Annotated in this window: 19 protein-coding genes; 12 read left to right on the top strand and 7 right to left on the bottom strand. The window is 60.1% G+C overall.

Going from position 1 to position 22870, the window contains the following annotated elements:
• Positions 1-158: 158 nt before the first annotated feature.
• Together GZ093_RS06635 and GZ093_RS06640 are read left to right on the top strand one after the other, a co-directional pair.
• Positions 159-566 (top strand): heme-binding protein, encoded by a 408-nt coding sequence (locus GZ093_RS06635; RefSeq protein WP_296483786.1) that lies wholly within the window; start codon positions 159-161, stop codon positions 564-566.
• 142 nt (positions 567-708) lie between these two features.
• On the top strand, positions 709-1503 hold the full coding sequence (locus GZ093_RS06640) for a DeoR/GlpR family DNA-binding transcription regulator (RefSeq protein WP_296483789.1): 795 nt from the start codon (positions 709-711) through the stop codon (positions 1501-1503).
• A gap of 329 nt (positions 1504-1832) precedes the next feature.
• Here the strand turns inward: GZ093_RS06640 and GZ093_RS06645 are convergent, their stop codons facing one another.
• The 5 genes from GZ093_RS06645 to GZ093_RS06665 form a co-directional block, all read right to left on the bottom strand.
• The gene (locus GZ093_RS06645; RefSeq protein WP_296483793.1) at positions 1833-2957 is read right to left on the bottom strand and encodes a 2-keto-3-deoxygluconate permease; all 1125 of its coding nucleotides are present in this window, start codon (positions 2955-2957) and stop codon (positions 1833-1835) included.
• Positions 2958-3091: 134 nt separating this feature from the next.
• Positions 3092-4234 carry a glycerate kinase gene (locus GZ093_RS06650; protein ID WP_296483795.1) on the bottom strand — a complete coding sequence of 381 codons (1143 nt, stop codon included), beginning with the start codon at positions 4232-4234 and terminating at the stop codon, positions 3092-3094.
• Positions 4235-4270: 36 nt separating this feature from the next.
• Positions 4271-5152, bottom strand: coding sequence for a 2-hydroxy-3-oxopropionate reductase (gene garR, locus GZ093_RS06655; RefSeq protein WP_296483800.1), 882 nt, complete (start codon positions 5150-5152; stop codon positions 4271-4273).
• A gap of 72 nt (positions 5153-5224) precedes the next feature.
• Complete coding sequence (gene pdxA / locus GZ093_RS06660; protein WP_296483802.1) at positions 5225-6259, bottom strand: 4-hydroxythreonine-4-phosphate dehydrogenase PdxA; 1035 nt, start codon at positions 6257-6259, stop codon at positions 5225-5227.
• A complete protein-coding gene (locus tag GZ093_RS06665) occupies positions 6252-7475 on the bottom strand; it encodes a four-carbon acid sugar kinase family protein (RefSeq protein ID WP_296483805.1) in 1224 nt (407 codons plus the stop codon). Before GZ093_RS06665 ends, pdxA begins: the two co-directional genes overlap by 8 nt.
• 109 nt (positions 7476-7584) lie before the next feature.
• On the opposite strand from GZ093_RS06665, the gene GZ093_RS06670 reads away from it, so the two are divergent.
• The 10 genes from GZ093_RS06670 (at position 7585) to GZ093_RS06715 (ending at position 20594) form a co-directional block, all read left to right on the top strand.
• The gene (locus GZ093_RS06670; protein WP_296483807.1) at positions 7585-8781 is read left to right on the top strand and encodes an iron-containing alcohol dehydrogenase; all 1197 of its coding nucleotides are present in this window, start codon (positions 7585-7587) and stop codon (positions 8779-8781) included.
• A gap of 439 nt (positions 8782-9220) precedes the next feature.
• The gene (locus GZ093_RS06675; protein WP_296483810.1) at positions 9221-10924 is read left to right on the top strand and encodes a histidine kinase; all 1704 of its coding nucleotides are present in this window, start codon (positions 9221-9223) and stop codon (positions 10922-10924) included.
• The gene (locus GZ093_RS06680; protein WP_296483813.1) at positions 10921-11553 is read left to right on the top strand and encodes a response regulator transcription factor; all 633 of its coding nucleotides are present in this window, start codon (positions 10921-10923) and stop codon (positions 11551-11553) included. Before GZ093_RS06675 ends, GZ093_RS06680 begins: the two co-directional genes overlap by 4 nt.
• A gap of 121 nt (positions 11554-11674) precedes the next feature.
• On the top strand, positions 11675-12058 hold the full coding sequence (locus tag GZ093_RS06685) for a response regulator transcription factor (protein ID WP_296483815.1): 384 nt from the start codon (positions 11675-11677) through the stop codon (positions 12056-12058).
• 74 nt (positions 12059-12132) lie between these two features.
• Positions 12133-12600 (top strand): chemotaxis protein CheW, encoded by a 468-nt coding sequence (locus GZ093_RS06690; RefSeq protein WP_296483858.1) that lies wholly within the window; start codon positions 12133-12135, stop codon positions 12598-12600.
• 74 nt (positions 12601-12674) lie between these two features.
• On the top strand, positions 12675-14195 hold the full coding sequence (locus tag GZ093_RS06695; RefSeq protein WP_296483820.1) for a methyl-accepting chemotaxis protein: 1521 nt from the start codon (positions 12675-12677) through the stop codon (positions 14193-14195).
• 184 nt (positions 14196-14379) lie between these two features.
• A complete protein-coding gene (locus GZ093_RS06700) occupies positions 14380-16116 on the top strand; it encodes a methyl-accepting chemotaxis protein (protein ID WP_296483823.1) in 1737 nt (578 codons plus the stop codon).
• Positions 16117-16136: 20 nt separating this feature from the next.
• Positions 16137-16658, top strand: coding sequence for a chemotaxis protein CheW (locus GZ093_RS06705; protein WP_296483861.1), 522 nt, complete (start codon positions 16137-16139; stop codon positions 16656-16658).
• A 19-nt stretch (positions 16659-16677) separates the two neighbouring features.
• Complete coding sequence (locus GZ093_RS06710) at positions 16678-18735, top strand: methyl-accepting chemotaxis protein (protein WP_296483824.1); 2058 nt, start codon at positions 16678-16680, stop codon at positions 18733-18735.
• A gap of 329 nt (positions 18736-19064) precedes the next feature.
• The gene (locus GZ093_RS06715) at positions 19065-20594 is read left to right on the top strand and encodes a bifunctional diguanylate cyclase/phosphodiesterase (RefSeq protein ID WP_296483826.1); all 1530 of its coding nucleotides are present in this window, start codon (positions 19065-19067) and stop codon (positions 20592-20594) included.
• Between the two features lie 85 nt (positions 20595-20679).
• On the opposite strand, the gene GZ093_RS06720 is transcribed toward GZ093_RS06715, so the two are convergent.
• Both GZ093_RS06720 and GZ093_RS06725 read right to left on the bottom strand, forming a co-directional pair.
• Positions 20680-20970, bottom strand: a complete 291-nt coding sequence (locus GZ093_RS06720; RefSeq protein ID WP_296483828.1) for a hypothetical protein — start codon at positions 20968-20970, stop codon at positions 20680-20682.
• A gap of 3 nt (positions 20971-20973) precedes the next feature.
• Positions 20974-22869, bottom strand: a complete 1896-nt coding sequence (locus GZ093_RS06725; protein ID WP_296483831.1) for a ferrous iron transporter B — start codon at positions 22867-22869, stop codon at positions 20974-20976.
• Position 22870 lies beyond the last annotated feature (1 nt).

A 22870-nucleotide genomic window follows, 5' to 3' on the forward strand; every position in this document is an offset into this window, starting at 1 on the left:
ACACGTTTCTGCCGGCGCATTCCGTGTCTCGTGAAGCATCTCGCCTGACATGAATGAACGGGCAGCGCCGGACACAGGCAGCGCACCCGCTAGCTCGAACATGGCTGTCAGCCCGGTGAAATAGAAAATTGAACTAAAAGAGACAGAGGGAATTACAAATGGAAATGAGCTTAGCAATGGTTCAGGATTTGACTGCCAGGGCAATTGAACTGGCCAATAGCGAGTTCAAGCGCCCCATTTGCGTCGCGGTATGCGACCAATATGGACTTCTTCTTTCGTTTACACGCGTGCCCGGAGCGACAATCCGCAGCATCTCGATAGCGCAGGGAAAAGCGTATACCGCAGCTCGCATGGGCGTCAATACCGATGCTTTTCTGGAAAGGCTGCAGCGGGACAACCTACAAACCAGCTATTTTTGCGACCCCCTATTTACAGGGTTGCAGGGTGGCGCTGTTCTGAAAAATTCTGCCGGAGAAATAATTGGAGGCGCTGGAATTAGTGGCCTGACAGCACAGGAAGACCAGGTAATTGCCAACATGATGGCGGCGACAACTCAAAAGGCATGATTTCCTGATCAGACAAGAAACTGTAAGCTCATTACTCTCAAGACAAGAACGGCATAAACATCTGCCGACGTCCGCAGGTACCGGGCTGACCATCCGGCCCGATTGCATTCCCCTGATCCTGCCCGAACTTGCATAGCATCCGATGTCTAGTAAAACCCTCCAGCGAAGACAAGCCATCCTGGAACTTACCCAGGCCGTCGGGCATGCCCAGATCAACGCTCTTTGTTCGCACTTCGGTGTTTCGGAACCGACCATTCGCCGGGATCTCGCAAGTCTTGTCGAGCAAGGGCTGGTCATGCGCACCTACGGGGGAGCGGCAACACATCCCACTCGCCATGAAATCGAGACGCCACTGGAACAAAGACGTTCGCAGTGCAGCCAGCGCAAGGCGGAGATCGCTCAGGCCGCCGCCGGTCTGGTCGCTGATGGTGAAACCCTGTTGCTCGACGGCGGCACGACGATTGAAGCCCTCGCACAAGCGCTGCGCTGCCATAAAAACTTGACGATTTACACCGTAAACCTGTTTGCCCTTTCGGCGCTAGCCAATCTTCCCGATGCCCGCATCCATATCCTGGGCGGAAAAGTTCGCTTGGCCAGCATGTCCACCCTGGGCTCCCAGACGCTTGCCGCTTTATCCCGCATCACCGTCGATCGTGCATTTCTGAGCGCCGATGGCGTCGTTGCCAACTATGGCTTATGCGAGGCCAGCCCTGAGCAGGCCTGGCTTAAACAATGCATGGCCGACCGCGCAACTGAAGTCAGTGTGCTCGCCGATTCGAGCAAACTCGGCATGGCCTCGCAACAACACTGGACGAAATTTTCACGCCCCTGGATGCTCATTACCGACAGTGGAGCGAACGCCGAACAACTCGAACAATTCCGGTCGCAAACGATGATCAGCTTGTTAATCGCGCCAATGGAAGTATCGGCAGGCTAGAACTTCGCACTACCAGGCAACAGAACAAATCTCGAATGAATCGAGAGAAATTGACTCCTGGCATTGAGTTAGCTAAAGCGGATAGGCATTTCAGCCGCATGAGGCCAAGTATGCCACCGAAAAGCAGCCTCAAAAAATCGTGCTGACCCTCAGTCGCCGACCTGATTGGCCAAGAATTTGCGCCCCATCATCCCAAACCACGCGCAGCACTGTCCATCGACAAGGGCTATCCACTTAGCTTCCACCTTCGCCGGCAATAAAGAAGTGTGGTGTGACTACGGGCCAGGCGCCGCTAATAATCACGCGTTTTGTTATTCTCGAATCTTGGCTTAAACGGTCACGACCTTTACGGGGCTTGGATCGGCTTCCATCGGGTCCTCATTGCCTATGATTCCTCGGCTTCTCTGCCATTTATCGATAAGAATAACCGCGATAGGGCATAGGACGGCCGTCGACATCGTGGAAATTGAAATCTGTAACGAGGCAATTCCTGCGATATCCGCGAAGGCCTTGGCTTCTGTAGCGCTCATCATGCCGGTTGCTGCGGCCACTGTTGCCGCGGCGGCGATCGCAGCGGGCGTACCGACCGCATTACCGGCCGTCGACGCTTCAGCCCACGGCGCAATCTGGCTCCTCTCGCCGGAGAGCTTGAACACCAGCATGCCAATTCCACCCGTCAGCAGAAGGGTCATCAGTCCCAGAACCAGACCGGCGACGACGACCGTCGGATTGAAGAACGTACCCAGGTTCATTCCGGTGCCGAGGGCAAATGCCATGAACGGGATCGGAAGCTGCTCAGCTTTCTTGAACCAGTCGCGGAGGTCATGGTCGAGATTGCCGAGCAGCATCCCGATGGCAATCGGAAGTAGAACGGCAATGAACGCGATGATCGGGAAGTTGGAACCCAGCATGCCGAGCGCCAACAGCGTGAAGAAGGGGCCATCATTCAAAGAAAGTACGGCCACGGCGCCGATATCGGAACGCGTACCGAACTTGGCCGTCAGCGCGGCGAACATGCCGCCATTGCCGTTGGTCATGGCAGCAATGATCGCCATCACGGAGAGTCCAAGGAATCCGTTGTACAGGTCTCCGGAGAGTTTGCCCCAAAGCATCCCGACGCCCAGTCCGACAAAGTACTTGGACGCCGTGAGCATGATGCCCTTTTTCATGGCGATTCCACCGACGCGCAGATTCATTTGGCTGCCGGCAAGGAAGAGGAAAAGGGCAATCAGGGTGAGAGTACCCGTCTTGAACAGCGCTTCCGTGAACCCGCCAATTCGAAAGAATTCATAAATTCCCGGTTTGAATTCCGATACGCCGAGAACCTTCAGAAAGTTCATAATGAATGGCAAGTGCAACTGGTCAATGGTATTGAGCAATGCACCAAAGAGTAGTGGCACCACCATCAGGCCCCCAGGCACTTTCTCGATCGATTTCAAGATTTTGATTTGCATGATTCTGCTCTCTCTATACAGGTTAAGTTAAGTTCAAATTTGCTGATATGACAGCACCACACTACCCATCTCGTTTTTCCAAAGTAAGCTCCCTGATTTGTATTGCCTTTCAAAAAATATCACAGTCTTGCGCATCACCAGTCCGGCCGCGCCGCCCTGACAATCCGGCACAAGCGTGTCGCGCCCGCTTCGATCAGCGCACTGCCTGCGCGCATGCATTCATCCAGCGTCAGCGGACGGTCGCAGATGCTCATCACCGCATCGATACCCTGGACCAGCACATCATCGGCCCCGCCACCGAGTCCGCCGGACAGACAGAATACAGGGATGTCGAACTGTTTGGCAACCTTGGCCACGCCGACCGGGGCTTTGCCGTACGCCGTCTGAAAGTCGGTGCGTCCTTCGCCGGTCATGACGAAGGTGGCGCCCTTGACCACCCCGGCAAAGTCGACGGCGTCAAGAACAATCTCGACGCCCGGTTTGAGTTTCGCCGGGGTGAAGTACATCAGTCCGGCCCCCAGCCCGCCAGCCGCACCGGCACCGGCCAGTTCGGCAACGTCCCGCCCGGTCGCCGTCCGGGCAACGGCGGCAAAATGAGCGAGCGCCGCATCGAGTTCGGCGACGATTTCCGGGCTCGCCCCTTTTTGCGGGCCAAACACGGCGGAGGCGCCGCGCGGGCCACAGAGCGGGTTGTCCACATCGCAGGCGACCGTGATCTGGCTGTCTTGCAGGCGCGGATCGAGTCCGGCCAGGTCGATGTGTTTCAGGCGGATCAGTGCCGCGCCGCCGTCGACAAGCTCCGTGCCGTCGGCGTCGGTGAAGCGCGCACCGAGCGCCCGCGCCATGCCGGTGCCGCCGTCGTTGGCGGCGCTGCCGCCAATGCCGATGATGATCTTGCGCAGGCCGGCATCGAGGGCCGCGCGCATCAGTTCGCCCGTCCCGTAGGTGGTGCTGATCCGGGGATTTCGTTTGTCGGCCGGGACCAGGGGCAGACCGGAGGCGGCGGCCATTTCGATGACCGCCGTCTGGCCGTCTCCGAGGATGCCCCACTGCGCCGTGACGCGTTCCCCCAGGGGGCCGGTTACCGCCAGTTGATGCAGTGTTCCGCCGGTGGCGGTGACCAGGGCTTCGACCGTTCCCTCTCCGCCGTCGGCAATCGGTATTTTGCGTACGTCGGCGTCCGGAAATACCTGCAGGATGCCCCGCTCCATGGCCTGCGCGACCCCCAGGGCAGAGACGCTGCCCTTGTATGAATCCGGTGCGACGACAATTCTCACGCCAACTCCTCCAACTGATAACTCTGGGTTGCGGTGTTACTTGCGCACTTCGACCTTCGCCAGTTTCTCGTAGTAACGAACGATGGCACTGTGGTCGTTGGCACCCATGTCGTCGCTCTTAAGCGCCTGCAGGGTTTCCATGATGTTGGCCGTGAGCGGTACCGGTACGTTGAGGGCGTGGGCGGTGTCGAGCGCGTTCTGCAGGTCCTTGATGTGCAGCTCAACGCGGAAGCCGGGCTTGAAATTACCGTCCAGGATCATCGGGATCTTGGCGTTCATGACCGTGGATCCGGCGAGGCCGCCCTTGATCGCATTGAATACGGATTCCGGGTTGGCACCGGCTTTGGTGGCCAGGACGAAGGCTTCGGAGACCGCCGCAATATTGAGTGCGACGATGATCTGGTTGGCCAGCTTGGTGACGTTGCCGGCTCCGATGTCGCCTACACGAACCGCCGATGAGCCCATTTTCTCGAGAATCGGCTTGACCGTCTCGAAGGCGTTTGCATCACCGCCGACCATGATGGCCAGGGTGCCTTCGATGGCTTTGGGTTCGCCGCCGGAGACCGGGGCGTCGAGCATGACGATTCCCTTGGCTTTGAGTGCTGCGCAGATTTCCTGCGTAGCGCCCGGGGCGATCGAGCTCATGTCGACGAGGATGGTCCCGGCCTTAGCCCCGTCCACGACGCCGTCCTGGCCGAGCACGGCGTCCTTGACGTGCGGCGAGTTGGGCAGCATGGTGATGATGATGTCACTCTGCGCCGCAACGTCCTTGTTGGACACGCCACCCTTGGCGCCGAGCGCAACAAGGTCGTCAAACTTGGCAAACTTGTCGTAAACCACCAGCGTGTAGCCCGCCTTGAGCAGGTTCTTGGCCATGGGACGACCCATGATCCCCAGTCCGATAAAACCGATATTCATTTGTTTCTCCTTATTAAAATGCGTTACCTATTAAGTATCAAAGTACTTCGCTTCCGCCCGGTTCGCTCCTGGTCAATGCCTGCGCACTGTGGCTAGGACGGCTCCTTGTCGTAGCGCTTCGAGCATGCTGCGTTCATCAACGATGCCTTTCCCCGCAATATCAAAAGCCGTTCCGTGGTCCACGGAAGTGCGGATCACGGGCAGTCCCACCGTAATATTCACGCCGTGTTCGACGCCCAGTACCTTTACCGGACCGTGTCCCTGATCGTGATACATGGCAACGACCACGTCAAAGTCCCCACGGCCGGCGCGAAAGAACAAGGTATCCGCGGGCAAAGGCCCTTCGACGTCGATGCCGCGGGCGCGACAGAGAGTGATCGCAGGAAGTATCTTTTCAGCTTCTTCACCCCGGCCGAAGAGGCCGCCTTCCCCGGCATGCGGGTTGATGCCGCAGACGCCGATGCGAGGCGCTGCTATGCCGGCCCGCTTGAGCGTCAGGTCGGCACGCTCGATCGTGCGCGCCACCAACCCGGGTTCAATGCGGGCAATGGCATCAAGCAGACCAATGTGAGTCGTGACGTGAATCACGCGCAATTGGTGGGCGACAAGCATCATCGACACCTCGGGTGTGCCGGTCAGGAAGGCCAGCATTTCCGTGTGCCCTGGAAACTTGTGTCCGCCGGCATGCAAAGCTTCCTTGTTCAAGGGCGCCGTACAGATTGCATCGATCTGTTCCTGGCTGGCCAGCTTGACTGCGCGTTCGATGTAATGAAATGCCGCGTTGCCGGCAATCGGCGACAATTCACCGAATGGCAGGTCGGGCGGAACAAGTCCAAGGTCGATGCAATCGACCGTGCCAAACTCATAGTGCGCCTGCTCGGGGGCTTCAATGGTGCGCACGGCGGGCGGTTTACCGCCGATCAGCGTGGCAGCCAGCTTCAGACGCGACGCATCGCCAATGACCAGCGGACGGCAGAATTCATAAACGCTCTGCTGCGCCAAGCTTTTCATGATGATTTCGGAACCGACGCCCGCCGCGTCGCCCATGGTGATGCCGATGATTGGACGGTAAGGCATTCTTGGATTCTCTTTTTCGGTGTTAATCATTGGATTTCAGTAATTGCAGGGCTCGCGACAGACAGTCTTCGCCGCCGAAGGCGCCGGCCTTGGTGATGACCGGAATGCGCCGGCTGCCAATGGCGTAAGACAGCGGTATGCCGGCCTCCAGTTCGCCGATCAGTTCGAGCGCATGGATGCCCCATTCGGACATCAGGGCGCGCGCCGTTTCACCTCCGGTGAGGATCAGTCCGCCGACCAGAGCAAAGGCAGGGGAAACAAGTCGGGCCAGCGATGCGGCAAGCACCGGTCCCTCTCGCAGATCGGGGAATTCGCCGCCGATGGTGAGAACCAGGTCCTTTTTTTTCGTCAGTGAATCGACGATGCGCTGCTGGGTGGCCAGCCATTGGGGATGGGCGGATCCGGCGCGCAACAGCGCCGGATCGATCGTCCAGGCTGGTGTCTTTGCCGTTTCCGCGAGATGCCGACACTGCTGCATCGAAGCGCTCGAAACACTTCCGACAAGCGCCAATACCGGGGCGCCAGATTCCGTTATTCTGTCTTGCGACGCGCCAAGTGGTGCCGACCAGCCGTGGGCTTTTGGCAGGTGACGCATCAAGCCGCCGGAACCGACCAGTTGGCAGCGATGTGAAAAGGATACCGTGGCCTTGGCAATGCATTCCAGATCGTTTTCCGATTCGGCGTCGCAGACAATGGCGCGCTGTGCTACGCCAATTTGCTTCTCGATTGTGACACGCAACACCGCGCTGTCGCCGCGCACGGTCGCCAAGGGAATAAGTACAGGCTTGAAGCCGGCGGCCTCCAGCATGGCCGGAAGAGTGGAGGGGCCGCTACGCTTCTCGTTTTTCCAGACTTCTGTCTCCGGCAGCGCGACGCCTTTCACCAACAACTGCCCATCGACCATGGTGCGTCCCATGGCTGGAAACGACGGGGCCAGGATCGGCGTTCCCGCCAGTTGTTGCGTAGCGAAAAGCTCTTGCGCGAAGGATCCGCGCAAGGTCGAGTCAATCTTCTTGTAGAGCATCGGCGGACGCTGTTGCAGCAACTTCTGCAACAGTTCGCGATGCAGTGTTGCTGCCTCAGCAGCCGGCAGGCGCCGGCTGTCGGTGTCGAACGCGACTACGTCAAAGCCTCGGGTATCGGCCTCCTTGTCGAGTTGCACCATGGTGCGCAAACCCGATTGCACACAGCCGGCAGCACAATCTGCGGCGCCCGACAGGTCATCTGCGATGATCAGCATTCTCATGGCTATTTATCTCGCAGTGTAGCAGTTGATATTAATGACTGATTCGATCATTATAGGCATGATAAAATGATCAAAAAAATCATTTTTACTGACTATTTAGTATTTTCGCTTGGCTCTTTTTCGGTCTTTCTTTCACTGGAGACGATTTTTCATGAGCCTTTATTCACTTTTATGCCCTGCTCGCATCATCGCCGGGCCGGGCAGCATTGAATCCATCGCCGAGGTGGTAGCCGATTTTTCCGTCAGCCGGGTACTGATCATCAGTGACCAGGGCGTTGCGCGTGCCGGTTTGATCGACCACCCGAAGGCCGTGCTGGAAAAAGCGGGCGTGACGGTGACGGTTCTTGACAACACGCCGCCTGAGCCCGATGTTGGCCAGGTTCAGGCCATTCTCAATGCGGCGAGGCAGCAGTCGTACGAGCTGGTTATCGGCATCGGAGGCGGCAGCGCGATGGATGTGGCCAAGATCGTCGCAGTGCTGCTCAATAATGATGTTTCCCTGCGGGATCTGCTCAACAAGGCGCCAATTGTCCGCCGTGGCATTCCCACATTGATGATTCCGACGACGGCAGGTACGGGCTCGGAGGCGACGCCGAACAGTATCCTGCTGGTGCCGGAGGATGAACTCAAAATCGGTATCGTCAGCGCCAAACTAATGCCCGACTGCGTCATCCTCGATCCGAAGATGACCGTGGGTCTGCCGCCTGCAATTACCGCCTCAACCGGCATGGATGCGCTTACGCACGCCATCGAATGCTATACCTCGAAGAAAGGCAATCCGTTCAGCGAGTTGTTCGCACTCAAGGCCATTACCCTGATCTCACGCAGCATCCGCCGGGCGTTTACCAACGGCAACGATCTCGTTGCGCGCCACGACATGATGCTCGGTGCTCTGTATGGCGGCATGTGCATTGCGACGTCCAGTACCACCGCCGTTCATGCCTTGGCGTATCCTCTGGGCGGCAAATACCGCATCGCGCATGGCATTTCGAACGCGATTCTTCTTCCTTACGTGATGCGCTTCAACATGGTCGGCAATGCCGACAAATTCCGTGACATTGCCATGGCCATGGGACTGGATGTTTTGTCGCTGACTGCGGAATCTGCAGCGCATGCCATGATCGATAGCCTTTTTGCGCTCAACCGCGATATGGCGATCCCGGCGGATCTCAAGCGCTGGAACATCACTGCAGCCAACCTGGATACACTGGTCGATGGCGCTGCGAAAGTGACTCGCCTGCTCGACAACAACCCGCGTCCGATGAACAAGAACGACATTCGCGCGATCTATGCCCAGTTGATCTGAGCCAGGCTGAGATAACCGATTTATTGATCAGAATACGATCGGCGATACCAGGTTCCGCAACAGCGCCACGACGCTCCAGCCGGCAATGGCGCTGGTTCGACGAGATAACTTCTCAAGATTGCCGCAAGAGACGCCACCAGCCAACAAAACACGCCTTTAGCATTATTCCCTGACCAGCCAATTCTTTACCTTGCGAGTAACGATCTCAAACAGTACTTCAAGTTGCCAAGCCGACCATTTGTTGCAATTTCCAAAGGCATTTGCACCTTTGGCAAAGCCATCGCGCTAACAGGGCTAGAGGCCCGTTTTATCCAAACTCGGCAATGATTCTGCTCGAACGCTGAAGTTCAGCTGAAGAAGACTTCGTCTCATTCGCCAGATGAACTATCATGAATTATTGGTAGGACGCCGGTTCACGGATGTCGACCCTGGACCGAAAATGGAACCCCTAGTGAAGACGAAAGACGAGCCTGCCGCGCGCCTCCCTGACGATGTCGACAGCCCGATTTCATGGGAGCCGTCGCGGACTTTTTTGAAGTACGCCATTGCCGCCAATCTGGTCGGCGCAGTCACTTTCCTGATCCTTGCCCGTGTCGTCGCGCCGGATCAGCCCGCACGCCTTGTGGGGGCGGTGCTGCTTGCGCTGGTCGCGGTGACGGCTTGGTACCTCCTGTCACGCCGGCGGATGCAGGCCGCCATCAATGTGCTGGCAATTGGGGTATGGATCATTATCACCGGGGCATCTGTCTTCAATGGCGGCGTGCGGGCACCGCTCATCGCCGCCTATCCGCTCATGATTTTGATGTCTGGCTGGCTGATCAGCCAGCGTTCGGCGATCGTCATGGCTGCTCTGACCGTGGCGGCGATCATCGGCTTGGTCATGTCCGAGTCATGGGGTTTGCTGCCGTATTCGCCGCCCAGTCCGCCAGCGCTGTACGGCGTGGTGCAGGTGAGCCTGGTCGTCCTGGCAACGCTGATCATCATCTTTCTCGTACACGTCTATCAAAAGCGTCTCAAGGAACTGGATCAGATCAGCAGCGACCTCGCCCGCCACTCGCGCGACCTGCAGGCGAGCAAAGCAGAGCTGAACCGTGCGCAATCGGTTGCCAGTGTTGGCAGTTGGGTTTACGACCTCGCCACCGACACGATGCGCTTGTCCCCCGAGACCTGCCGCATCTTTGCGCTGCCCGAAGGCACTGCCGGAAGTCCAAACGCCTATCTGGCGCACACCCATGCGAAAGACCGCCGTGCGGTGGACCGGGCCTGGCAGGCGGCTCTTCAAGGCGACCCCTTTGATCAGGAGTACCGCATCATGGCGGGCAATGCGGTCCGATGGATCCGTCAAAAGGCTGAGCTCGAGTTTGCTGCGGACGGCACTGTGCTGCGTGCCGTGGGCATTACGCAAGACATCACCGAGCGCAAGGATGCCCAGACGGCCATGTACAAACTGCACCGCGACCTTGACACATCACGTGAACGTTTACGTGAACTGGCGGCGCAAAACGAGACCAGGCGTGAGGGCGAGCGAAAGCACATAGCGCGCGAAGTCCATGACGAGCTGGGACAGGTGCTGACGGCGCTGCGCATGGACCTGTCTTTGCTGGGCATGAAATCCGGGTCACAGGATCCGGCCTTGATGGACAGGGTCCAGGGCATGAAAGGCCTGGTCGACCGGGCCATCCAGGGCGTGCGCAATGTGGCCGGGAATTTGCGACCGGCGGCCCTGGACATGGGCCTGATTTCTGCCATTGAGTGGTTGTGCAGTGACTTCACCGAGCGCACCGCCATACCCTGCGCCCTGCTGGCACGGGAAGAGATCATTGACCTGGACGAAACACGGGCTGTGGTGATATTTCGCATCGTGCAGGAATCGCTCACCAACATCACCCGTTACGCCCAGGCCAGCCAGGTCGACATCCATCTCGGTCGCCGTGGCAATGAACTGTGGGTGCAAGTGCGGGACAACGGGCGGGGCTTTGATCTGGCCGCGGCGACCCGGAAAAAGTCCTTTGGCCTGCTTGGCATGCGCGAACGCGCGCTGGCACTGGGCGGTCGGGTGGACATTGCCAGCGCCCCTGGCCACGGCACAGTCATCGGCCTGACGATCCCCATCGACCTCAACACGGCAAGGAGCAATTCATGATACGACTGGTCATCGCCGATGATCATGCCATCGTGCGCGGTGGCTTGAAGCAGATTTTTGCACTGGTGCCGGATTTTGAAGTGGTGGGTGAGGCCGTCAACGGCAGTGAAGTGCTGGAGCGCCTGCGCCTTGACCCTTTCGATCTCCTGCTGCTGGACCTGAACATGCCCGGCATCAGCGGGGCCGATTTGATCGCGCGCGTCAAGGCACACAAAGCGGATTTGCCCATTCTCGTGCTCAGCATGCACAACGAGCCGCAGGTGGCCGCGCGCATGCTCAAGGCGGGTGCCGCCGGCTACATCACCAAAGACTGTGAGCCCGACATACTGCTGGCGGCCATCCGCAAGGTCGCGGCCAAAGGCAAGTACATCGATCCCGACCTGGCCGAAAAAATGGTGTTCGATGCGACCTCCACGGCGCAGCGCCCGCCCCACAGCCTGCTGTCCGAGCGGGAGCTCGAAGTGCTTCGCCTGCTCACCACCGGCAAGGGCGTGAATGAAATTGCCACGCAGCTCGCCATCAGCAACAAAACCGTCAGCACCCACAAGGTTCGCCTGATGGAGAAGCTGAACACCTCCAGCATGGCGGACCTGATGCGCTATGCCATGCAACACGGTCTTCTGGGCTAACGCTCCCCGCCGCTTCGCCCTGTCAAGGGTAGGGCGCCCCCTACCCCGACGCCTGCGTTTCTGACAAGAAAATCGGCATTGCCCGATGGTGCTGGCAGGCCGGTCTGGGCATGATCAGTCCATGACATTGAAAGTGCTGATTGTTGATGATTCGGAGCTGATCCGCGCCTCGCTGGCGAGCTTGCTCGAACCTATCCAGAGCATCGCCGTCCACACGGCCGCCACGCTGGCCCAGGCGCTGGAAAGCGTGCGACGCGGATTGGCTACGCTGCTCATTCTGGACGTTCATTTGCCTGATGGCAATGCCATCCAAAGTATCCGCACCCTGAAGCAACTGGCACCCGGGATGCAGATTGCCATGTTCACCAATGATGTGAACGAGTTCAATCGCAAGAAGTCTCTGGGGGCTGGCGCGGACTGGTTTTTTGACAAATCCACCGAATTTGAAGACCTGCTTGATGTGGTGCGGAAACAAGCTGCATTGAGTTCAACGATCCCTACCTAGGAAGAGCAAGACCTATGAATAACCCACCATCCGCGCCAGCCGGCTCGCCAGCAGCTGCGTCCGGCAGCGCATCCATGGGCGGGGCCGTCACCTCCATCCGCGAGTTCCTGGCCTTCAAGCTCGGGAGCGAAGAGTACGGCATCGACATCCTGCGCGTGCAGGAAATCCGCTCCTACGAGCCGCCTACCCGCATGGCCAATGCGCCCGCGTTCGTCAAAGGGGTGATCAATCTGCGCGGCGTGATCGTGCCCATCCTGGACCTGCGCATGAAGTTCAATCTGGAACAGGTCAGGTACGACAGTTTCACGGTGGTGATCGTTCTCGACATTGGTGCGCGGGTGGTGGGCATGGTGGTCGACGGCGTCTCCGATGTGATTTCGCTGACCGCCGACCAACTGCGCCCGGTGCCGGAACTCTCCACCGCTGTGAACAGCGACCATTTGCTGGCCATCGGCTCTGTGGGCAAGCGCATGCTGATCCTGCTGGACATCGAAAAGCTCATGACCAGCGCCGAGATGGGGCTGATGGCGGAAACGCCGTAGGCAGCCTGCTGCCGGTGACACAAAGCCCTGTCGGCGCCGTGACCAACACCAAGAAGATATTCTGAAAGAAAACCGTGAAATTCAACTCAAAAATTGTTAGCTTTGCGGCCATTCCTGCTGTTCTGTTCGTCATCGGGTTGGCCAGCAGCATAGGCTCCCTGATCAATACGCGCAGCGACTTTGACGCCTACATCAAATCCGAACAGGCGGTCGAACGCGGGCTGTCGGAGATGTACGCCCAGGGACTGCAGATGGGCCAGTCCTTGCGCAACGTGATCCTCAACCCCAGCAATCCCAAGGCGTTCGACAACCTCAAGGCGGCCCAAGGCGACTTTGAGAAAGCATTCGTGCAGACACAAGAGAGCGCCAAAGGCAGTCAATTTGAAGCCGCGTTCGCCCAGTTGCCAGCGCTGCGGGCCGTCCATGCCAAAGCTCAGAAAGAAGTGCTGGCACTGGCTGCCGCCAACGGTGACGCCATTGCCCTGCTCAACAGCGATGAAACGCCAGCGTGGCGCAAATTGAGGGGCGAACTCCTTCAACAGAAGCAAGCAGCGGTGGACGGGGCGAAGGAGGCCTACCAACGGGTCAACGAGAAAACCGACACGGCCATAACGCTTTCCATCGGCCTTGCCCTGATCGCAGTATTGACGGCCATCGGCCTGAATGTCCTGATGCTCAGGACGATGCGCAAGGAGCTTGGCGGGGACCCCGCCGACGCACGCGAGGCGTTGTCGCAAATTTCACAAGGCGATCTGGCATCAGACATCGTGAACGTGGGCAATCCTGACAGCCTGATGGGTGTCATGCGTCAAATGCAAGCGTCGTTGACCGAGGTGGTCGGCTCTGTGCGCCAGGGCTCCGAAGGCGTCGCCACCGCCAGCGCCGAGATCGCCCAAGGCAACCACGACCTCTCGGCCCGCACCGAACAGCAGGCCAGCGCCCTGGAAGAAACCGCCGCTTCCATGGAAGAGCTCAGCGCCACCGTCAAGCAAAACGCCGACAACGCCAGACAGGCCAACCAGCTCGCGCAGAGCGCCTCGACCGTGGCGATCAAGGGCGGCAATGTCGTGGGCCAGGTGGTAGAGACCATGAGAGGTATCAACGACGCCTCCCGAAAGATTTCGGACATCATCAGCGTCATCGACGGCATTGCGTTCCAGACCAATATTCTGGCCCTGAACGCCGCAGTGGAAGCGGCCCGTGCCGGCGAGCAGGGACGCGGCTTTGCGGTGGTGGCCTCCGAAGTGCGCTCCCTGGCCGGACGCTCGGCCGATGCGGCGAAAGAAATAAAGACCCTGATCAACACCAGCGTGGAGCGCGTCGAGCAAGGCACCGCCCTGGTCGACCAGGCCGGCGTGACCATGACCGAGGTCGTGAGCAGCATCCGCCGCGTCACCGACATCATGGGCGAAATCAGTGCCGCCAGTTCCGAGCAGAGCCAGGGCGTGTCGCAGGTGGGCGAGGCCGTGACGCAGATGGACCAGGCCACGCAGCAAAATGCGGCATTGGTGGAAGAGATGGCGGCCGCTGCTTCCAGCCTCAAATCGCAGGCGCAGGACCTGGTGGGCACGGTAGCCGTGTTCAAGCTAGCCTAAGAAAGAGGGAGGAAGCACAGCGCCCACCACCATCAGCGAACGTCTGGCGTTCAAGCAGCGCAGTGATGAATGCGGCCTTGACGTCTTGCGTGCGCAGGGAATCCGCTCCTATGAAGAGCTCACCCGCATGACCCGCGCCAAGAGGGGGCTGGTCATGCGGCAACACATTAAGTAACGAACCACTATGAATCAGCTCAAAATCTCCACCCGTCTCGTTATCCTGGTCGGCATCTTGTCGGCCTTGTTGATTGCCATTGGCAGCGTGGGGTTGTTTGGCACCAGCCAATCCAACGCGGCTTTGCAGACCGTGTACGAAGACCGCACGGTTCCCATGCAGCAGATCGCCGAGATCCAATTCCTTCTGCAGCGCAACCGGCTCGTCATCGCCAATACCTTGCTTGACCCGACCCCGGAGACCATTGTCAAGTACAGTGCCGAAGTGGAATCCAACATCGCCAAGGTCGGCAAGACCTGGGATGCCTACATGGCCACCACACTGACCCCTGACGAAGCGAAGCTGGCCAAGGCGTTTGCCGAGGCCCGGAGCAAGTTTGTCCAGGAAGGGCTGCTGCCCGCCGTGGCTGCCCTGCGCGCCAATGACCTTGAAGGCGCGAAAGGTCTTGCGATGGAGCAAGTCCGGAAGCTGTATGACAATGTGCGGGACAATTTGGACAACCTGATGGAAATGCAGGTTGATATAGCCAAGGCGGAATACGACGCGGCCGTGGCCCGCTACGCCACCATCCGCATCGTATCGATCGGCTCCATCATCGCCGGCGTGCTGTTTGCCATCCTGTTTGGCATGGCCCTGATTCGCGGTATCTCGCGCTCACTGGCGCATGCGATGGAGGTCTCCGATGCCGTGGCCCAGGGCGACCTCACCCGCGCCATCCATGTCGACGGCAAAGACGAAGTGGCGCAGCTGCTGCAGTCCCTGTCAGCCATGCAAACCAACCTGACCAAGGTTGTCTCCCATGTGCGTACGGGCTCCGAGAGCGTATCCACCGCCTCTGCCGAAATCGCCCAGGGCAACCACGACCTCTCGGCCCGCACTGAACAGCAGGCCAGCGCCCTGGAGGAGACCGCCGCCTCCATGGAAGAGCTCAGCTCCACCGTCAAGCAAAACGCCGACAACGCCAGACAGGCCAACCAGCTCGCGCAGAGCGCCTCGACCGTGGCGATCAAGGGCGGCGAAGTGGTGACGCAGGTGGTGGACACCATGAAAGGCATCAACGACGCCTCCCGAAAGATAGCGGACATCATCAGCGTCATCGACGGCATTGCGTTCCAGACCAATATTTTGGCTTTGAATGCGGCAGTGGAGGCGGCCAGAGCGGGCGAGCAGGGACGCGGCTTTGCCGTGGTGGCCTCTGAAGTGCGCAGCCTGGCTGGCCGAAGTGCCGACGCAGCCAAGGAAATCAAGACCCTGATCAACACCAGCGTGGAGCGGGTCGAACAAGGCACCGCCCTGGTCGATCAGGCCGGCGTGACCATGACCGAAGTGGTGAGCTCCATCAAACGCGTGACCGACCTGATGGGCGAGATCAGTGCGGCGAGCAGCGAACAAAGCCAGGGCGTGGCGCAAGTGGGCGAGGCGGTCACGCAAATGGACCAGGTCACACAGCAGAACGCCGCGCTGGTGGAAGAGATGGCGGCAGCAGCAAGCAGCCTTAAATCGCAGGCGCAGGAGCTGGTGGGTACGGTGGCGGTGTTCAAACTGTCACGCAACGACACATCCGCCAGCGGCAGCCTGGCTTACACCGCACCGGCCCCGGTTGTCGCCAGCAAGCGCCTCAGTGCGCCAGTTGCACCCAAAGCAAAAATTCACGGTGGCGCCAAGCCCGCAGCGTTAAGTGCACCCAGGCCCGCCAAAGTGGTCACGGCCAAAGCCGGTGCGTCCGAAGATTGGGAATCGTTCTGATCATGGACACAAGGATTGACATGAACACACAGACCACGACACCGTCAGCAGGTTCTCTGAAGCCATCGCAGCCCACGGCAGTGCCCACCCATATCCGCGAGTTCCTGGCCTTCAAGCTGGGCACTGAGGAATACGGCATCGACATCCTGCGCGTGCAGGAAATCCGCTCCTACGAAGAGCCTACGCGCATGGCCAATGCACCGGCCTTCGTTAAAGGCGTGATCAACCTGCGTGGCGTGATCGTCCCGATCCTGGATTTGCGCATGAAGTTCAACCTGGAGCAGGTCAACTACGACAGTTTCACGGTGGTGATCGTGCTCACCATCGGCACCCAGGTCGTGGGCATGGTGGTCGATGGCGTCTCGGACGTGATCACCCTGGCGCCCGAGCAACTGCGCCCGGTGCCTGAGTTCTCCTCGGCCGTCAGCAGCGACCATCTGCTGGCCATCGGCTCGGTGGGCGAGCGCATGTTGATCCTGCTCGATATCGAAAAACTCATGACCAGCGCCGAGATGGGGCTGGTCTCCCAAAGCGCACACTAAGACAACGGACAGACACGCTATGAACTCCTTCTTTTCTCCCGCCGTGGCCCTGATGGGGAGGCTGCGTTTCAGTCTCAAATTCGCGCTTGCGGGATTTGTGGTATTTGCCTTACTCCTGTACATGGGCTTTCTTCAGGTCACCACGCTGCACCAGCGTGTGAGTACGCTGGATTCGGAGCGCGCCGCCGTGTCGCTGATGGCGCATCTGGTGGAGTGGAACAAGGTGCTGATCGAGAGCCGCCGCATTGCCATCACCGCCGCACCCGGCGACGAGACCGTGCGCCAGCGCTTCAAGCAGCAGGCTTCGGTGGTGGACCGCAAGCTCGGGGAGATCGAGGCCGAGGTCGCGCGTGTCAAGCCCTTCTTTGATCTGAGCAAGGAAGCCAAAGGACTGCGCGATGGTTGGATGGAACTGCAGAAAAAAGTGGAGGCTCTGCCGGTGGACGGCGACTTTGCTAAAAAGGCATTCGCGGCCCACGGCTCCGAGTACGGACGCTTGTATGCCTTCATGCGCGACATGGGCGACCGCTCGGGCATGGCGCTCGAATCCGACTTGGACTTGTTCTACCTGGGTTACCCGCTGGCGAACAACACGCCGAGCACCGCCGGCATTACCGTGCGCATCGCGGCTTATTCCACCCTGAACATCGCTCGCGGCACGATTGCGCCGAACGACAAGGTCTTCTACGAGGTGACCGATGCACGGCTTAACGACACCTTTGGCAACGTCGAGAATATGCTGTCGCAGTCGATGAAGGCCAACCCCGAAGTTGAAAAACGCCTGAGCAAGAACTTCGCCGATCTGAAAACAAGTTCCAAGGAGTACCTGGCCTTCATCCGCAAAAATTTCACCACCAGCGACGCGCTCACCGTGAACCAGGAACAAGCCGCTGAGGCCGCCAAAGCGACCATTGACGCGGCCTGGGCTCTTGTGGATCAGAACCGCGCAGTGCTGGACGAGCTACTGGCGCAGCGTTCAGCCTCTGCGGCGCTTAATCGCAATCTGATTGCGGCCATGCTAGGGCTCAGCGTCCTGGTGTCGATCTATCTGTATGTCGGCATGTACCTTGGCATCAAGCGGGGCATGCAGTGCGCAGGCCAAGCCGTGCGTAACATTGCGGTCGGAGAGCTGGGGAAAGTACAGTCGGCGACCAGTCGCGACGAATTCGCAGACCTGATGAAGAACCTTGAACAAGCGGATCGTGCGCTCATGGCCATGGTCAGTGCAGTGCGCCAGGGCTCCGAGGGCGTCGCCACCGCCTCAGGGGAGATCGCCCAGGGCAACCACGACCTCTCGGCCCGAACCGAACAGCAGGCCAGCGCGCTGGAAGAGACCGCCGCCTCCATGGAAGAACTCAGCTCCACCGTCAAGCAAAACGCCGACAACGCCAAACAGGCCAACCAGCTGGCGCAAAGTGCCTCCAGCGTGGCGATCAAGGGCGGCAACGTCGTCGGTCAAGTGGTAGAGACCATGAAAGGTATCAACGACGCCTCCCGAAAGATTGCGGACATCATCAGCGTCATTGACGGCATTGCGTTCCAGACCAACATCCTGGCCTTGAACGCCGCAGTCGAAGCGGCCCGAGCGGGCGAGCAGGGACGCGGCTTTGCCGTGGTGGCCTCCGAAGTGCGCTCGCTGGCCGGACGCTCGGCCGATGCGGCGAAAGAAATCAAGACCCTGATCAACACCAGCGTCGAGCGGGTCGAGCAGGGCACCGCCCTGGTCGATCAGGCCGGCGTGACCATGACCGAGGTGGTGAGCTCGATCAAACGCGTGACCGACCTGATGGGCGAAATCAGCGCCGCGAGCAACGAGCAAAGCCAGGGGGTGGCGCAAGTGGGCGAGGCCGTGACGCAGATGGACCAGGCCACGCAGCAAAACGCCGCACTGGTGGAAGAGATGGCGGCCGCTGCTTCCAGCCTCAAATCGCAGGCGCAAGAACTGGTGGACACGGTGGCAGTGTTCAAACTTGGCGCCGATGACAGTCATCAAGGTTTGGCTGCCGCGGTGGCCGTGCGATCCCGTCAAACTGCGGTCGGGGAATACAAACAAACCGAACGGCGTCACCCAAAGTAATGGCCAAGGGCGCAGCACCTGCTGCGGGTGGTGATGCCGATTGGGAGATTTTTTTGGGACGAGGCAAGCCGCCGGCCCAGAGGGCGGGCCATCGAATTCAGGATATCGGCGCATGGTGCCAGGCTTGGCCGGTCCCGCCCCCGCAACGTTGCGCCTAGATCGCGCGTCGCTCAGGCACATCACACCATTAGAATCATTCATCAGGCTCCCGGGCACAGGAGTCCTGAATTCCCCTGGCTCTGATCGGTGGCCTGTCAACACATGGATACCTGAACGGAAAATATGTCGCCCCCTTGGTTCTACTTGTTTCCACCGGCAGTTCGCACTCAATGAGCGCAAGCCTCCTTTCTGATCACACGGGCGCCTGGCTTGGCCTTCTGGCGCTGAGCTTGTTGCTGACCATCGTCATGTTGGGCATGTATTTTCGTGAACTCCGGCGCAGCTTGGTTCTGGCTGTGGAACTGGAACGGGTATCGAAGCAGCTGTCCGCCCAATTGGCGCGCGACAAGGTAACGGGCCTGCTGACCCGTCCTGGCTTCGACGCCATCCTGGACCAGTGGGTTCAAAAAGTGGACGGCAGTGGCGGGGCACTCTGTGTCCTGTACGTCTCACTGGACAATTTTTTCATGCTCAACGACGCCTTTGGTCACGAATTTGGCGACGGCCTGCTCAAGGACGTGTCAAGCCGGCTGGCTGCGTTCACCTGCGCAGACACTGAAGTCTGCAGTCTTGCGGCCGGTGAATTTGCCCTCATCGTGAAGGGCGAGATGGTCGTCGGCCGAGCAGCGGCAGACCGCGTGAGCGACGTTTTTGCCGGACGTTTTGCCTTTGATTTGATCCAGACGCCGTTGACTTGCTCGATCGGCATCGCCATGTATCCGGCACATGGGTCGCGCGCCATGCTGCTGGGGCACGCGGCCCTGGCGATGCGAAGCGTCAGGCTCAATGGCGGGGGCGACTTCTGCCAATACGACCTCAAGATGGGTGCGGACGTGCGCGAGCAAGCCATTTTGGTCAATGATCTGCGCAGCGCGCTGGAGCTGGGTCAGCTTGAGCTTTACTTCCAACCCAAGATTGACGCGATCAGCCTGAAAGTGACGGCGGCGGAGGCCCTGCTGCGCTGGCACCATCCGGAACGCGGATTGGTGAGCCCGGTGGTTTTCATTCCGCTGGCGGAGCGATATGGCTTGATCGGCGCCATCGGCAATTGGGTGATTGAAGAGGCCTGCCGCAAGGCCGCGCGATGGCGTGAACGGGGTTTGCACATGCGTGTGGCGGTCAACATCTCGGGCTACCAGATGCGCGAGGATGACCTGGTTGACCGCATTGAGGCGGCCTTGCTGCGCAACAACATCAAGCCGGGACGGTTCACCTGCGAGATTACCGAGTCTGTTGCCATGGAGGACACCAAGGTCACGCAGCTCACCTTCGACAGGATGCGCGAGGCCGGCTTCCACGTGTCCATCGACGATTTCGGCACCGGTTATTCGAGTTTGGCGTCATTGCGCCGGCTTCCCGCTGCCGAGTTGAAAATTGACCGCGCCTTTGTCACTGACCTCGAGCAGAGCGAAGACGCCCGATCGATCGCCAGATCCATCATCAACATGGCAACCGCGCTCAATTTGCGTGTCGTGGCCGAGGGCGTGGAGACCGTCGGTCAATGTGAATGGCTGGTCAGCATGGGATGCAACGAACTGCAGGGCTATCTTTTCTCGATGCCCATCACTGCGGATGAGCTTGAACGGCTGGCGCTCGATGAGCATCACCTGAAAAATGTCGAATTCCAGGAGTCCTTGTTTTCGGAGACCAGGACAGCGGCATTGGATGGGGATTTCCATCCCTTACCGAACAACTTCTGAGCTGCGAGACCGAGACATTGGGCTCCCCTGCAATGTGCAGGTCAGCCGTTTGCGGGCCACCCTGCGCGAGTTTTCACTCCCCCTTTCAGGACCGCTTGCGCGGGTGAAAAACCAGTGGCTGCGCTGGCGCTGCGTCCGCCGGACCCGGCTTGCCCGCCTTCCTGACGTTGGCTGGCGCATGGTCACAAGCGCTGCAGTTGCAGCCCGCTTGCGCCCGCGCCGCCTGCCGCAAGAATTGGGCGAGGGCGCGCGGCAGGGGCCAGCGCAGCAAGCCCTGCGCCAGGATGCGGCGCGCCGCTTGCGGCAGCAGGGACCAGGCCGCATAGACAAAACTGCCAGCGACCAGCAGCCACACGATCAAGGATTGCAGCCCCATCGCCTAAGCACCCAACCACAGAGCGACGCGATAGGTCACAAAGGCCGCCGCGTAGGCCAGCACAAACAGGTAGGTGAGCATGATCAGCGGATAGCGCCAGGAGTTGGTCTCGCGCCGCACTACGGCCAGCGTCGACAGGCACTGCGGCGCAAACACAAACCAGGCCAGCATCGCATAGGCCGTGGCCAGCGACCAGCCGTGCGCAATCACCGGCGACAAGGCATCGGCGACCGAGGCGTCCGCCCCCGACAAGGCATACACCGTGCCCAAGGCACCCACCACTACTTCACGCGCGGCCATGCCAGGCACCAGCGCGATCGAAATTTGCCAGTTGAAGCCGATGGGTGCAAACACCGTTTGCAACGCATGGCCCAGCATGCCGGCAAAGCTGTGTTGAATGGCGGGACCCTGGCTCGCGTCCCAGCCCAGCGGTGGCGCCGGGTAGGTGGACAAAAACCACAGCACCACCATCAAGGCAAAAATGATGCCGCCGACACGCCGCAAGAAGATATGGGCGCGCTCCCACAAACCTTGCGCCAGGTTGCGCAGGCTGGGTCGGCGGTAGGGCGGCAACTCCAGCATCAGCGGCTGGTACGCGCTTTTCATCCAGACCCGCTTGAAGACCCAAGCCACCGCCATCGCCGACACCACACCCGCCACATAGAGCGCAAACAGGGTCAGGCCGCGCAAACTCAGCCCACCGAGCCGGCGCTCCGGCACAAAAGCGCCAATCAGCAAGGCATAGACCGGCAAGCGCGCCGAGCAGGTCATGAGCGGCGCCACCATGATGGTGGCGAGGCGGTCTTTCCAGTTGGCGATGGTGCGCGTGGCCATGATGCCGGGAATGGCGCAGGCAAAGCTGGACAAGAGCGGAATGAAGGCGCGTCCGGACAGGCCCACTTTGCCCATCAGGTTGTCCAGCAAGAAGGCCGCGCGCGGCAGGTAGCCCGAGTCTTCCAGCAGCAGGATAAAGAAAAACAAAATCAGAATCTGCGGCATGAACACCAGCACGCCGCCGACGCCGGCCACCACGCCGTCGACCAGCAGGCTGCGCAGGGGGCCGGCATCCATGTGGCTCAAAATCAAGTTGCCTGCCGCCGCCATCGCGCCCTTGATCGCATCCATAGGCCAATTGGCCCAGGAAAAAACGGCCTGAAAAATCAGGAACAACACCGCCGCCAGCACCACCAGGCCCCACACCGGGTGCATGACGACCGCATCGAGCCGGTATTGAAAGCGCCCCAAGGTCGGGGCCTGCGGCGCCACCACGGCCAGGATGCGGCGCACTTCGCGCTGCAGATCTGCCGAACTGGCCGGCGCTGTGCCGGCGGGCAGGGCGGGCGCACTGGGCCAGGGCTGCGTCAGGTGTTGCTCCAGTTGCGCCAGCAGTTGCGCGTGCCCATTGTGTTTGACGGCCACGGTTTCCACCACCGGCAGCCCCAACTCGTTGGAGAGGCGCGCCAGGTCGAGCTTGAGCCCCTGGGCGCGCGCCACATCGGCCATATTGACGGCCACCAGCAGCGGCCGTCCCAGGCGCTTGAGCTCCAGCACCAGGCGCAGGTTCATGCGCAAATTGGTGGCATCGACCACCGCCACAATCGCATCGGGCGTGTCTTCGCCCGCGCGGCGGCCCTCGATCACCTCCAGCGTCACCTGTTCGTCGGGCGTCGCGGCGCTCAGGCTGTAGGCCCCCGGCAAATCCACCACCGACACCGTCTGGCCGTTCGGCAAATGGACCAGGCCGACCTTGCGCTCGACCGTGACCCCGGCGTAGTTGGCGACATGCTGGCGCGCACCGGTGAGCAGGTTAAAGAGCGCGGTCTTGCCGCAATTGGGGTTGCCCACCAAGGCAATGCAGTGCATCGGAAGTGACGGGTTGGCGCCGGAAGTTGGGGACATA

Origin of the sequence: Rhodoferax sp., from assembly GCF_010365055.1 — a bacterium.
Lineage (GTDB): Bacteria > Pseudomonadota > Gammaproteobacteria > Burkholderiales > Burkholderiaceae_C > Rhodoferax.

Bases quoted from the DNA above. Each gene is read 5' to 3' on its own strand.
- GZ093_RS06635 (WP_296483786.1), top strand. From the start codon at position 159: ATGGAAATGAGCTTAGCAATGGTTCAGGATTTGACTGCCAGGGCAATT.
- GZ093_RS06640 (WP_296483789.1), top strand. From the start codon at position 709: ATGTCTAGTAAAACCCTCCAGCGAAGACAAGCCATCCTGGAACTTACC.
- GZ093_RS06645 (WP_296483793.1), bottom strand. From the start codon at position 2,957: ATGCAAATCAAAATCTTGAAATCGATCGAGAAAGTGCCTGGGGGCCTG.
- garR (WP_296483800.1), bottom strand. From the start codon at position 5,152: ATGAATATCGGTTTTATCGGACTGGGGATCATGGGTCGTCCCATGGCC.
- pdxA (WP_296483802.1), bottom strand. From the start codon at position 6,259: ATGATTAACACCGAAAAAGAGAATCCAAGAATGCCTTACCGTCCAATC.
- GZ093_RS06665 (WP_296483805.1), bottom strand. From the start codon at position 7,475: ATGAGAATGCTGATCATCGCAGATGACCTGTCGGGCGCCGCAGATTGT.
- GZ093_RS06675 (WP_296483810.1), top strand. From the start codon at position 9,221: ATGGAACCCCTAGTGAAGACGAAAGACGAGCCTGCCGCGCGCCTCCCT.
- GZ093_RS06680 (WP_296483813.1), top strand. From the start codon at position 10,921: ATGATACGACTGGTCATCGCCGATGATCATGCCATCGTGCGCGGTGGC.
- GZ093_RS06685 (WP_296483815.1), top strand. From the start codon at position 11,675: ATGACATTGAAAGTGCTGATTGTTGATGATTCGGAGCTGATCCGCGCC.
- GZ093_RS06690 (WP_296483858.1), top strand. From the start codon at position 12,133: ATGGGCGGGGCCGTCACCTCCATCCGCGAGTTCCTGGCCTTCAAGCTC.
- GZ093_RS06700 (WP_296483823.1), top strand. From the start codon at position 14,380: ATGAATCAGCTCAAAATCTCCACCCGTCTCGTTATCCTGGTCGGCATC.
- GZ093_RS06705 (WP_296483861.1), top strand. From the start codon at position 16,137: ATGAACACACAGACCACGACACCGTCAGCAGGTTCTCTGAAGCCATCG.
- GZ093_RS06710 (WP_296483824.1), top strand. From the start codon at position 16,678: ATGAACTCCTTCTTTTCTCCCGCCGTGGCCCTGATGGGGAGGCTGCGT.
- GZ093_RS06715 (WP_296483826.1), top strand. From the start codon at position 19,065: ATGAGCGCAAGCCTCCTTTCTGATCACACGGGCGCCTGGCTTGGCCTT.
- GZ093_RS06720 (WP_296483828.1), bottom strand. From the start codon at position 20,970: ATGGGGCTGCAATCCTTGATCGTGTGGCTGCTGGTCGCTGGCAGTTTT.
- GZ093_RS06725 (WP_296483831.1), bottom strand. From the start codon at position 22,869: ATGTCCCCAACTTCCGGCGCCAACCCGTCACTTCCGATGCACTGCATT.